General features: G+C 66.9%; 13 protein-coding genes. 4 read left to right on the forward strand and 9 right to left on the reverse strand.

Annotation, left to right across the window (positions count from 1 at the left end):
* The first annotated feature begins 112 nt into the window (after positions 1-112).
* Complete coding sequence (gene efp / locus EJO71_RS26440) at positions 113-667, forward strand: elongation factor P (RefSeq protein ID WP_056583043.1); 555 nt, start codon at positions 113-115, stop codon at positions 665-667.
* A 130-nt stretch (positions 668-797) separates the two neighbouring features.
* A complete protein-coding gene (locus EJO71_RS26445; protein ID WP_125951626.1) occupies positions 798-1,661 on the forward strand; it encodes a TIGR00730 family Rossman fold protein in 864 nt (287 codons plus the stop codon).
* Between the two features lie 12 nt (positions 1,662-1,673).
* Here EJO71_RS26445 and EJO71_RS26450 read toward each other — a convergent pair whose 3' ends face one another.
* The 8 genes from EJO71_RS26450 to pncB all read right to left on the reverse strand — a co-directional run bounded on the left by EJO71_RS26450 (position 1,674) and on the right by pncB (position 10,796).
* Positions 1,674-2,345, reverse strand: coding sequence for a TetR/AcrR family transcriptional regulator (locus EJO71_RS26450; protein ID WP_125951627.1), 672 nt, complete (start codon positions 2,343-2,345; stop codon positions 1,674-1,676).
* A gap of 8 nt (positions 2,346-2,353) precedes the next feature.
* The gene (locus tag EJO71_RS26455) at positions 2,354-2,809 is read right to left on the reverse strand and encodes a hypothetical protein (protein WP_125951628.1); all 456 of its coding nucleotides are present in this window, start codon (positions 2,807-2,809) and stop codon (positions 2,354-2,356) included.
* A gap of 86 nt (positions 2,810-2,895) precedes the next feature.
* A complete protein-coding gene (locus EJO71_RS26460) occupies positions 2,896-4,434 on the reverse strand; it encodes an MFS transporter (protein ID WP_125951629.1) in 1,539 nt (512 codons plus the stop codon).
* A 107-nt stretch (positions 4,435-4,541) separates the two neighbouring features.
* Positions 4,542-5,705 (reverse strand): MFS transporter, encoded by a 1,164-nt coding sequence (locus EJO71_RS26465; protein WP_125951630.1) that lies wholly within the window; start codon positions 5,703-5,705, stop codon positions 4,542-4,544.
* Positions 5,702-7,093: a DNA recombination protein RmuC gene (rmuC, locus tag EJO71_RS26470; RefSeq protein ID WP_125951631.1), complete on the reverse strand. Its 1,392-nt coding sequence runs from the start codon at positions 7,091-7,093 to the stop codon at positions 5,702-5,704. Before rmuC ends, EJO71_RS26465 begins: the two co-directional genes overlap by 4 nt.
* Before the next feature lie 22 nt (positions 7,094-7,115).
* On the reverse strand, positions 7,116-8,102 hold the full coding sequence (locus EJO71_RS26475; RefSeq protein WP_125951632.1) for a D-glycerate dehydrogenase: 987 nt from the start codon (positions 8,100-8,102) through the stop codon (positions 7,116-7,118).
* A 25-nt stretch (positions 8,103-8,127) separates the two neighbouring features.
* Complete coding sequence (locus EJO71_RS26480; RefSeq protein ID WP_125951633.1) at positions 8,128-9,540, reverse strand: sodium:proton antiporter; 1,413 nt, start codon at positions 9,538-9,540, stop codon at positions 8,128-8,130.
* Positions 9,541-9,575: 35 nt separating this feature from the next.
* Positions 9,576-10,796: a nicotinate phosphoribosyltransferase gene (gene pncB, locus EJO71_RS26485; protein ID WP_125951634.1), complete on the reverse strand. Its 1,221-nt coding sequence runs from the start codon at positions 10,794-10,796 to the stop codon at positions 9,576-9,578.
* Positions 10,797-10,974: 178 nt separating this feature from the next.
* On the opposite strand from pncB, the gene EJO71_RS26490 reads away from it, so the two are divergent.
* Both EJO71_RS26490 and EJO71_RS26495 read left to right on the forward strand, forming a co-directional pair.
* On the forward strand, positions 10,975-11,208 hold the full coding sequence (locus EJO71_RS26490; protein WP_093303623.1) for a CsbD family protein: 234 nt from the start codon (positions 10,975-10,977) through the stop codon (positions 11,206-11,208).
* Positions 11,209-11,253: 45 nt separating this feature from the next.
* Positions 11,254-11,661, forward strand: coding sequence for a hypothetical protein (locus EJO71_RS26495; RefSeq protein WP_125951635.1), 408 nt, complete (start codon positions 11,254-11,256; stop codon positions 11,659-11,661).
* A 27-nt stretch (positions 11,662-11,688) separates the two neighbouring features.
* Here the strand turns inward: EJO71_RS26495 and EJO71_RS26500 are convergent, their stop codons facing one another.
* Positions 11,689-12,135 (reverse strand): thioesterase family protein, encoded by a 447-nt coding sequence (locus EJO71_RS26500; RefSeq protein WP_125951636.1) that lies wholly within the window; start codon positions 12,133-12,135, stop codon positions 11,689-11,691.
* Between the last annotated feature and the right edge of the window lie 75 nt (positions 12,136-12,210).

Here is a 12,210-nt window from a genome sequence, read left to right on the forward strand (position 1 = left end):
TGCCGCGGGACATGTACCGCGGGGCCAGACATCCCGGCGAACGTCGAAACAAGCATCGAGACGGCAGCCGAAGGCCCCGCGCACCGAGCGGCCAACATCCAGAGACCCTGTTATGAAAATCGCTCAAGAAATCCGCGCCGGCAACGTCATCATGCACGGCAAGGATCCGATGGTCGTCCTCAAGACCGAATACAGCCGCGGCGGCCGCAACTCCGCCACCGTGCGCATGAAGATGAAGAGCCTGATCGCCAACTTCAACACCGAAGTGGTCTTCAAGGCCGACGACAAGATCGACCAGATCGTGCTCGACAAGAAGGAGTGCACCTACTCCTACTTCGCCGATCCCATGTACGTCTGCATGGACGCCGAGTACAACCAGTACGAAGTCGAAGCCGAGAACATGGGCGACGCCCTGAACTACCTCGAAGACGGCATGGCCGTCGAAGTGGTGTTCTACGACGGCAAGGCCATCTCGGTCGAACTGCCGACCAGCGTGGAACGCGAAATCACCTGGACCGAACCCGCCGTCAAGGGCGACACCTCGGGCAAGGTCATGAAGCCCGCCAAGATCGCTACCGGCTTCGAAATCGGCGTGCCGCTGTTTGTGTCGCAAGGCGACAAGATCGAAATCGACACGCGCACCGGCGAATACCGCAAGCGCGTCTGAGCTCCGGTCTACCGGCTGACCACCACCAATGAAAAAGGCTCCGCAAGGAGCCTTTTTCATTTCCCGCACCTCATGGGCATGATGGTTGCAACGCTGCACAATCACCCGGGTCAATCTGTCCGGTTTCTTCATGAACAACACGCACAACCTTCACGACAAGCGCCTGGCCGACGCCTGGGCCACGCTCCAGTCCCACGCGGACCAGGGCCTTCCCCTCGACCCCGATCCTTCGCGCATCGCCTTCGCCGACCCCGAGTTCCTGCTGCGCCGCGAGACGCGCGGCATCCGCATGCAGCTCGAGCTGATGAAACCCGACATCGAGCAGCGCGCCCACGGCATCGAGAACACCGTGGTCGTGTTCGGGAGCGCGCGCTTCCGCAGCGAGGAAGACGCCGCGGCCATGATTGCGCAGGCCGAGCTCAGCGGCGACACCACGGCCGCAGAACGCTGGCGCCGGCTGGCGCGCAACTCGCACTACTACGAGAAGGCGCGCGCCTTCGGCAAGCTGGTTGCCGAGTACAGCAACGGCAAGGAGCCGCAGGACAAGCTCTTCATCTGCACCGGCGGCGGCCCCGGCATCATGCAGGCGGCCAATCGCGGCGCGCACGAGGGCGGCGGCCTCTCGGTCGGCCTGGCCATCGCGCTGCCGATGGAAGAGGAAGCCAACCCGTACGTCACGCCGGCGCTGAGCTTCAAGTTCCACTACTTCGCCATCCGCAAGATGCATTTCATGATGCGTGCGAAGGCGCTGGTAGCGTTCCCGGGCGGCTTCGGCACGCTCGACGAGCTGTTCGAGGTGATCACGCTCGTGCAGACGAAGAAGTCGAAGCCGGTGCCGATCGTGCTGTTCGGCTCGGACTACTGGAAGCGGCTGATCGACTTCGACTTCCTGGTCGAGGAAGGCGTGATCTCGCCGGGCGACGTGAAGCTCTTCGAATACGTCGACGCGCCGGAAGACGCGTGGAGCGCGATCAAGCGCTTCTACAAGCTCTGACCCGCTCCCGGTTCAATCGGTCTCGGCGCCGTCATCCTCGGCCGGATGCAGCGCCTGCTCGAGGAACCGCGTGAGCGCCTTCGCACGGCGCTTGCGCTCCGCCTCGCCGGTCTGCCCCATCGCCACCGCGTCGTCGGCCACACCGTGCAGCGCATTGAAGAGGATCACGGCCGTGAGAGTCGCGTCCTCCACGTCCCAGAAGCCGGCGCCGTCGCCCTGCTTCAGCAGCGCGACCAGCTGCGTGATCACCGCGTTGTCGTTGCGCATGCGGCGGTCTTCGGGGCGGTACTCGTGGAACACCACGTCGTGCAGGGCGACGTTGTCGAGGTAGGTTTCGAGCCCAGTCTCCACCCAGGCCTTCAGCCGCGCGTGGAAGTTGTCGGGCCGGTGCCGGTCCATGGCTTCCTGCAGCCGCGCGCAGAAAGTGTCGACGAAGCGCTGCTGCAATGCGCCGAGCAGCGCTTCCTTCGACGGAAAGTACAGGTAGAAGGTGCCCTTGGCCACCTGCGCACCGGCTGCGATCTCGTCGATGCTGGTGGTGGCGATGCCCTTCTCGATGAAAAGCCGTTCGGCGGCATCCATCAGCGCCGCGGCGCGCGTTTCGGGCGCCTTGGTGCGACGGCGCGGTGCCGACTCTCCCTCTGGAGATGCGGGAATGTTGACAGTGCCGTCGCTCTTCGCCATCGCCTGCCTCAGGAAGCTGCAACCGCCAGGCGGGCCGAGCGGATCGCCGTGCGCACGGCGGCGAGGTCGAGCCGCAGGCCGCGAGGCTCCATCACGCGCTCGCCGAGCCACGCCAGTGCATCGTCGGAATCGGCAAAGGTGCTGGCGGGCACGCCGAAGAGTTTCTCGACATTCATCTTGCGCATTTTCTCGTACTGGTTGGCGGGCACCACGCTCGCCATGCCCATCATATGGCGGCGGATGTCGGCGCCGCGCTCCTGAAGCCACTGCCTGGCACTCTGCGCGCTGCCCTCGGGGTGGACCAGCGCGTCGGCATCCGCGAAGACGCGCAGGGAGACGAAAGGCTCGCCGCGATCGAGCCAGCGGTTCCAGTCTTCGGTGAAGGCATGCATGCCCTCGAGTGTCTGGAGTCCGGCCGAAACGCTGATGACGAGGGGCCATTGACTGAGTTCGTGATGGATCATGGAACGCTCCTTGGAAAAAACCGAACGAAGGCGCGCGCGAAAGCGCACCACCGGAACACGGGCGGCGGGCATGGCGGAATGAAGCCTCAGGCCGCGCGGACAGGCACAGTGGCGGCGCGAGGCCGCACGCTCAGGAGCAGGCCCGCAGCCAGCAGGCCGGCGATGCCCGCGCAGGCCACGGCGGCATGGAAGCCGCCGGCCAGTGCATCGGCCACAAGGCCGTGCGAGGTGGACGCGTCGAGCGAGGCCAGCGCGCCCAGGTCATGGCGGCCGACCGCGGCCACCGCCGCCTGCCGGGCATCGTGCAAGCCGGCCTGCGCCAGCGCATCCGCCAGCAGCGAGGTGGCGCGCGTGCTCATCAACGTGCCGAGCAGCGCGATGCCGATCAGCATGCCGGCCTGGCGCAGCGCGTTCATCGTGGCCGAGGCCATGCCGGAACGCTGCGCGGGCACCAGCGCCATCACGGCAGTGCTCGTGGCCGGCACCGCGAGGCCGGTGCCCGCGCCGAGGAACACGAACAGCAACGCCAGCAAGGCATAAGGCGTATCGGCGGAGAACAGCGTCAGCAGCAGCATCGCGCCGCCGATGAGGCCGTAGCCGGCGATCATCAGCGCATGCACGTCGAAGCGCCGTGCCAGGCGGCCGAACTGCGAGGCCACCACGCCGGTCGCGACGAACTGCGGCACCAGCCGCCAGCCGGTGTCGCTGGGCGACCAGCCCTGCACCTGCTGCAGGAACAGCGAGAAGAAGAACAGGCTGGCGTACGCCGAGAACCCGAGCACGAACGACGCGAAGTTGGCGACCGAGAAACGCGCGTCGCGGAACAGCCCGAGCGGCAACAGCGGCCGCGCCACGCGCGCTTCCACCATCAGGAACAAGGCAAGGCCGACGGCCGCCGCGACCAGCGCGCTCGCGGCATGCACCGAGCCCCAGCCGTGCTCGCCCGCGGCGATCAACCCGTAGGTCAGCGCGCCCAGCCACAGCACGCTGAGCACCTGCCCGACCGGATCGAGCGCAGCATGCTCGGGGTGCGATGTCTCCCGGATGCCCCAGAGGCCCAGCCCCACCGTCAGCACGCCGACCGGAAGGTTGATGAGGAAGATGCTCTGCCAGCCCGCGTGATCCACCAGCAGCCCGCCAAGCAGCGGCCCGAGGATCAGCGACAGCGCCGTGAACGACGACCACCCGCCGATCACCCGCGCTCTTTCGGCCGGGTCCGGAAACGCATGTGCCAGCAGCGACAGCGCGCCCGGGATCATCAGCGCGCCGGCCACACCCTGCACCGCCCTGCCCGCCAACAGCGTCGGCAGGCTGCCGGCCATCGCGCACATCGCCGAGCCGAGAGTGAACACGGCCACGCCGGCCAGCCACGCGCGCTTGCGGCCATAGCGGTCACCCAGCGGCCCCGCCGACAGCATGAAGGCCGAGAGGCACAGCGCATAGATGTCGATCACCCACTGCAGGCCGGCGAGGTCGGTGGAAAGCGCGCGCTGCAGCGTGGGCAGCGCAACGTTGACGATGCTCACGTCGAGCGTGGCGATGAAGCTGCCGAGATACACGGCGGCAACCAGCGCGAGGCGGCGGCGCGGGTCGGATGCTGACTGGGCCTGAATGGGGGAGTCCATGGACGCCTTCAAGGTCATTGAGGAAGGCGTTGATACTGACTTTGAGTCAGTAAATTGTCAACCAGATGAGAATTACTCTTATCTGAAACGTGGATTTCACACTCCGGTCAAACCTTCAGCCCCCATGTCGCCCTCGCTCCGAGAGCCACGACGCCCCCGACCACCCAGAACACGCCACCGATCCCGATCAGCGCGCCGAGCGAGCCGAACAGCATCGGCATCGCCACGCTCGATGCATTGATGGTCATCAGCCGCAGCCCCAGCGCCTCGCCGTGGCGGGTGTGCGGCGTGATCTGGTGCAGCATGCTCATCACCATCGGCTGCACCGCGCCCAGCGCGAAGCCGAGCACCACGGAGCAGATGCCCATGGTCCAGGCCGAGTCCAGCAGCGGATAGACCGCGAACACCATCGCCGTGACCGCCGTCGACGTCAGGATCACGTTGCGCTCCGACGCCCGCGAGGCGATCACCGGCAGGATCACGCGGATCACCGCCGCCGCGATGGCGAAGGCACCGAGGATCGAGCCGATCACCGAGGCGCTGATGCCCCGGTCGTGTCCCAGGATCGGCAGCACGAAGGCGTGCACGTCCCAGCTCGACGACTGCAGCCAGTTCACGAACAGCAGCCGGCGGAACATCGGCTCGCGCAACAGGTCCCAGGCGCGCGTCGGCTTGGCGCCCGCCAGGGGCGGGGCCGGCGGCGGCTCGTGCGCACCGCGCGCGAGCATCCAGCAGAGGATGGGCAGCGCCGCCATCACCGCGAACGAGATGCGGAAGGCGAGCATGTCGGCGGGCGAACGACCCGCGTGGTCGATCAGCATCCCCGCCAGGAACGGCCCGACGAAGTTGGCCACGGCCGGCGCGATGGCCAGCCAGCTGAACACGCGCTTGAGCTGCGTCGCATTGGTGGCCGAGCGCCCCACGTGCCGCTGCAGAGCGATCACCGTCGCGCCGGTGGCGCCGCCGGTCAGCAGCGCCGCGAGGCACATCACCGGGAACACCGGAAAGATCACCACGAGCCCCGCGCCGACGACCGCCGCGATCACCGAAAGCCACAGGGGCCGCTTGAAGCCGTAGCGGTCGGCAAAGCGCCCCGCCGGCAACGCGAGGAAAACCTGGGTCAGCGCGAACAGCGAGATCAGCACACCGACCGCGGCAGCGCTGTAGCCCTGTTGAAGCGCCAGCAGCGGCGTGGCGAGCCGCATGCCGGCCATGGTCGCGTGCAGGCACACCTGGGCGCCGATGACACGCAGCAGTTCAGAACCTTTCACGGGGAGTTTTCGCCCTCTTCTTTCTCGTTGTTGTCGGCCTCGGGGCCGGATGTGGGTGGCAGCAACGCCTGGGCCTGCGCTTCGGGCAGCGCCTCGACCTTGCGCAGCGCCAGGCGCATCTGCCGGGCGCGCGTGTCGGCCTTGTCGATGGTGTCGGAGGCCTTGGCCACCTGCTCCTTGATGCGCGCGACCCACTCGCCATAGCGCTCGAACTCGGTCTTCACCGCGCCCAGCACCTTCCAGACCTCGGAAGCCTGCCGCTCCAGCGCCAGGGTGCGGAAGCCCATGTGCAGGCTGTTGAGCATCGCGAGCAAGGTGGTCGGGCCGGCCAGCGTCACGCGGTGCTGGCGCTGCAGCGCGTCCATCAGGCCGGGCCGGCGCAGCACCTCGGCGTAGAGGCTTTCCACGGGCAGGAACAGGATCGCGAAATCGGTCGTGTGCGGCGCCGCGAGGTAGTTGTCGGCGATCGACTTGGCCTCGGTGCGGATGCGCGCCTCGAGCGCCTTGGCCGCGAGGTCAGCGCCCGCGGCATCGGCGCGTTCGTGCGCGTCGATCAGCCGCTCGTAGTCGTCGCGCGGAAACTTGGCGTCGATGGGCAGCCACACCGGCGCGCCGTCGTCGCCGCGGCCGGGAAAGCGGATCGCGAAGTCGACGCGCTGCCCGCTGCGCGGCTTGGTCTCGATCTGCCGGGCGTACTGGTCGGGCGTGAGCACCTGCTCGAGCAACGCCTCGAGCTGCACTTCGCCGAACATGCCGCGCGTCTTCACGTTGGTCAGCACGCGCTGCAGGCTGCCGACGCCCACGGCCAGCGTCTGCATCTCGCCGAGGCCCTTGTGCACCTGCTCCAGCCGGTCGGCCACCTGCCTGAAGCTCTCGCCCAGGCGGGCTTCGAGCGTGTTCTGCAGCTTCTCGTCGACCGTCTTGCGCATCTCGTCGAGCTTGGCGGCGTTGGTCTGCTGCAGCTGCGCGAGCTGCGCCTCCATCGTCGCGCGCACTTCCGACAGGCGGCGCGCGTTCGACTCGCTCAGGCCCTGAAGTTGGTTGTTGAGCGTGTCGGCCAGCGTCTTCTGCAGCGAGGCAAGCTGCAGCGCGAAGGCGTCGAGCTGCGCGTTCTGCGTGCGCGTGGCCTCGGCGCCCTGCTGCACCAGCGCTTGCTGGAAGGTGGCGAACGCCTGCGTGGTCTCCTGCCGGGCGCCGCGCGAGCTTTCCGAGATCTCGCGGCGCAGCTCGCGCTCGGTGCGCTCGTTGGCCGCGCCCAGCGTGGCCAGCATGCGGGACATCTCGCTGAGATCAGGCGGAGGCTGCCGGCGGGCCAGCAGCCATATCACCAGCACGAGCTGGACGGCCGCGAGCACGGCCAGCCCGACAAGAATCAGCGAGGCGTCCAAGGTTGCGGTGCTGCCTCTCTGCCTACTTGCTGGCTGCCGGAACGGGCGTCACCGGCGTCAGCGGCCCCTTGCCGCCGAAGTACGCGATGAGGTTGTCGGCAGCGAGGTCGGCCATGGCACGGCGCGTGGGCACGGTGGCGCTGGCGATGTGCGGCGTCAGCACCACGTTGGGCACGGTGAGCAGGTCGGGATGCACTTTCGGCTCACCCTCGAACACGTCGAGGCCGGCGGCGGCAATGCGCTTCTCGCGCAGCGCCACGGCCAGGGCAGCGTCGTCGACGATGCCGCCGCGCGCGATGTTGATCAGCGTGGCGGTCGGCTTCATCAGTGCGATCTCGGCCGCGCCGATAGTGTGGTGCGAAGCAGGCGAGTAAGGCACCACCAGCACCACGTGGTCGGCCGTCTTGAGCAGCTCTTCCTTGCTCGCGTAGCTGGCCTTGCATTCGGCCTCGAGCGCGGCGTCGAGCCTGGAGCGGTTGTGATAGATCACCTTCATGCCGAAGCCGTGCGCGCCGCGCTTGGCAATGCCCTGCCCGATGCGGCCCATGCCGATGATGCCGAGCGTGGAGCCGTGGATGTCGGAGCCCGCGAACATGTCGAAGCTCCACTTCTGCCACTTGCCCGCGCGCAGGAAGTGTTCGCTCTCGGTGATGCGGCGCGCGGTGGCCATCAGCAGCGCGAAGCCGAAGTCGGCCGTGGTCTCGGTCAGCACGTCGGGCGCGTTGGTGCCGAGCACGCCGTGCGCGGCCATCGCGTCGACGTCGAAGTTGTTGTAGCCCACCGCCATGTTGGCGCAGATCTTCAGGTCGGGGCAAGCGTCGAGCACAGCGGCGTCGATGCGCTCGCTGCCGGTGGTGAAGGCCCCCTGCTTGCCCTGCAGCTTCGCGATCAGCTGCTCCTTGCTCCAGCTTTCGTCGGACTGGTTCGACTCGATCTCGAAATGCTGCGACAGACGCTCGATGGTTTCGGGAAAGATCGCGCGCGCGACCAGGATCTTGGGCTTGCTCATGATGTTGTCTCTCAGCGAAGAAAGGTCAGCGGAAGAAGATGAAGGTGCAGATGACGAACAGCGGAACCAGGATGGCCATCGACCACGCCATGTAGCCGAAGAAGCTCGGCATGCGCACGCCGCGGCTCTCGGCGATGGCCTTGACCATCAGGTTGGGCGCATTGCCGATGTAGGTGTTGGCGCCCATGAACACCGCGCCGGCCGAGATGGCGGCCAGGGTGCTGGCATAGGTGGTCATCAGTGCCGCCGGGTCGCCGCCCGCGGTGTTGAAGAACACCAGGTAGGTGGGCGCGTTGTCGAGGAAGGAGCTCAGCACGCCGGTGGCCCAGAAGTACATCGCCGGATCGGGCTGGCCGTCGGCGCGCGTCACGGCCGAGACGATGGCGCCGAACGGCCCCTGCGTGCCGGCCTTGAGCATCGCGATCACCGGGATGATGGTCAGGAAGATGCCCGCGAACAGCTTGGCCACCTCGGCCATCGGGCCCCATTCGAACTGGTTGTCGGCGTGCACCTTGGGCGCGGTGAGCTTGTACGAGACCACCGCGATGAGCGCCAGCCCCACGTCGCGCACCAGCCCCGGCAGGCCGACCTCGGTGCCGAACACGTCGAAGACCACGGGCGACTTCCAGAAGCCGCTCAGCAGCACCAGCGCGACCACGCCGCCCAAGAGCCAGAAATTGGCGGCGCCGTCGAAGCCGATGCCCGGCGTGTCGGGCGTGGGGTCGACCGGCAGCACGCCCTCCTTGCGGTAGTAATGGCGGTCGATGAAGTAGAACAGCACCAGCAACACCGCCAGGATGAACAGGGTGTCGGGCAGGATGTTCTGCAGGGTCCAGAAGAAGCTGACACCCTTCAGGAAGCCTAGGAACAGCGGCGGATCGCCCAGTGGCGTGAGCGAGCCGCCCGCGTTCGAGACGATGAAGATGAAGAACACGATCACGTGCACCTTGTGCACGCGGTTGTCGTTGGCGCGGATCAGCGGCCGTATCAGCAGCATCGACGCGCCCGTGGTGCCCATGAAGCTCGCAAGCACCGCGCCGATGGCAAGGATCGACGTGTTCAGCCCCGGCGCACCATGCAGGTTGCCCCGGATGTGGATGCCGCCCGCCACGGTGAAGAGCGCCGTCAGCAGGATGATGAACGGGATGTACTCGGCCACCAGTGCATGCACGAGCTGCACGCCGGCGAACTGCACGCCGAAGATCGCCGCAAAGGGCAGCAGGAACGCCAGCGCCCAGGCTGCGGAGATCTTGCCGTAGTGGTGATGCCAGAACCCGGGCGCGAGCAGCGGAAACAGCGCGATCGACAACAGGATTCCGGCAAAGGGCACGCCCCACAGCGGCGAGAGACTGCCGCCGTCGAACTCGGCCGCCGAAGCCAGCGCGGGGAGGAGGAGGAGCGGCAGCGCAGCCGCCTGAAGTAGGTTCTTTTTCTGCATGGGGCCGTACCGTACCAGACGGGTCAGTACAGCCTTCACGCCGGGGGTTGTTCGATCTCGAAGACCTGGCGCAGGTAGGCCAGGTACTTCTCGTCCTCGCACATGTTCTTGGAAGGCGTGTCCGACAGCTTGGCCACCGGCTGGCCGTTGCACTCGATCATCTTGATGACGATCTGCAGCGGCTCGTAGCCCAGGTCGTTGGTGAGGTTGGTGCCGATGCCGAAGGCCAGCTGGCAGCGGCCGCGGAACTGCTGGTAGAGCTCGATGGTGCGCGGCACCGTCAGGCCGTCGCTGAAGATCAGCGTCTTGGTGCGCGGGTCGACCCGGTTGGCGATGTAGTGCGCCAGCATGCGCTCGCCCCACTGGAACGGGTCGCCGCTGTCGTGGCGTGCGCCGTCGAAGAGCTTGCAGAAGTACAGGTCGAAGTCGCGCAGGAAGGCGCTCATGCCGTACACGTCAGACAGCGCGATGCCGAGGTCGCCGCGGTATTCGCGGGCCCAGCTCTCGAAGCCGAAGATCTGGCTGTCGCGCAGCCGCGGGCCGAGCGCCTGGCATGCCTGCAGGTACTCGTGGGCCATGGTGCCCAGCGGGATCATGCCGAGCTTCATGGCATACAGCACGTTGCTGGTGCCCGCGAGCTGCGGCAGCCGCGTGCCGGGCGGCGCCTGCACCGCAGGCGAAGTGACGGCGCCCAGGCGGGCGGCCAGGGTGCGCAGCACCTCCTCGTGCCAGTCCTTGGAGAAGCGGCGGCGCGTGCCGTAGTCGGCGATCTTCAGGTCGGAAAGGCCGGCATCCTGCAGCTGGGTGATCTTGGTCTCGAGGCGCCGGCGGCCTTCCTCGATATCGGGCTTCTTCTCCGTGTTGCGGAAGTAGACCTCGTTGACGATGGCCAGCACCGGGATCTCGAACAGGATAGTGTGCAGCCACGGCCCCTTGATGCGGATCTCGAGCTCGCCCGAGGGCTGGGGAATGATGTTGATGTACTTCTCGTTGAGCCTGAAGAGCCCGAGGAAGTCGACGAAGTCGCTCTTGATGAAGCGCATGGAGCGCAGGTAAGCCAGCTCGGCGTCCCGGAACTGCAGCGAGCACAGGCCGCGCACTTCCTCGCGGATCTGGCCGGCGAACTGGGCCAGGTCGACCCCGGGGTTGCGGCACTTGAAGCGGTACTCGACCCGGGCCCCCGGAAAGTGATGCAGGACCACCTGCATCATCGTGAACTTGTAGAGGTCGGTGTCGAGCAGGCTGTGAATGATCATGGTGCTGGGCGCGGTGTCTCAAACTTTCGGCGGCCGTTCGATTATCACGGCGCGCGTCGGCCTCTGCCTACGGGGGCCGGACAGCACGTCCTACCGGCAGGGCGAATCGCTGCGGAGACAGTGATTTCACGGCGGCGGACACAGCCCCGCCGGATCAACCGCCTCAAAGGAGATTCGCATGAACAAGGACACCATCGAAGGCAACTGGAAACAGCTCAAGGGCAAGGTCAAGGAGCAGTGGGGAAAGCTGACGGACGACGACTTCGACGTCATCGCCGGCAAGCGCGACCAGCTGCTCGGCCGCATCCAGGAGCGCCACGGCATCAGCCGCGACGAAGCCGAAAAGCAGGTCAAGGACTGGGAATCGCGCGACGGCCGCTCGCCGGACGCGCTCTGGTTCGAGCGCTACTGAGCCGGGCGCCCCCGGATTCCATCAACTCCCGGAAGGAAAAATCCCATGAAGAAACACCTCCTCGTGCTGGCCCTCGCCTCCACCTGCTTCGTGGCCACGCAGGCCAGCGCCATGACCAAGGACGAATACAAGGTCGCCAAGGAAAAGATCGAGGCCGACTACAAGGTCGCCAAGACCCAGTGCGACACGATGAAGGACAACGCCAAGGACGTCTGCCAGAAGGAAGCCAAGGGCAAGCAGGACGTTGCCAAGGCCGAACTGGAGCAGCAATACCAGCCCAGCGACAGCCACGCCCGCAACGTGGCCGAGGAAAAGGTGAAGGCCACCTACGAAGTCGCGAAGGAGAAATGCGACGACCAGAAGGGCGAGGCCAAGGCCGCCTGCGTGAAGCAGGCCAAGGCGGATGAAGCCCAGGGCAAGGCCGATATCAAGGCCATGAAGAAGACCATGTAAGGTCTTCCGCGCGGGAGGCCGGCCCGCTCAGGCCTTGAGCGAGTCGACCACCTGCTGCAGCGCCTCGGGCAGCGGCACCGGGCGCTGCGTGGCGCGGTCCACGTAGACGTGAATGAAGTGGCCCTGCGCCGCGGCGCTATCGGAGCCCTCGGCGAAAAGCGCGATCTCGTAGCGCACGCTCGAGCGACCTGCCTGGGCCACCCGGATGCCCGCCTCCACCGTCTGCGGGAACGCGATCGGCGCAAAGTAGTTGCACTGCGTCTCCACCACGAAGCCGATGGTCTGGCCCTGGTGGATGTCGAGTGCGCCGCGCTCGATCAGCAGTGCGTTCACCGCCGTGTCGAACCAGCTGTAATAGACGACGTTGTTGACGTGGCCGTACATGTCGTTGTCGGCCCAGCGCGTCGGGATGCTGCGGAATGCGCGGTAGCCGCTGCGCGCATGAGGGGTGGGCTTGGTGGTCGGGGCGCTCATCGCGCGGCATTTTGCCAGTGGCTTCCGCAGCGGAAAGCAACCTTGGAGACCGCCCCGGCAGCCGAATTTAGATGA

Origin of the sequence: Variovorax sp. 679 (assembly GCF_003952185.1) — a bacterium.
In the GTDB taxonomy this organism is placed as follows: domain Bacteria; phylum Pseudomonadota; class Gammaproteobacteria; order Burkholderiales; family Burkholderiaceae_C; genus Variovorax.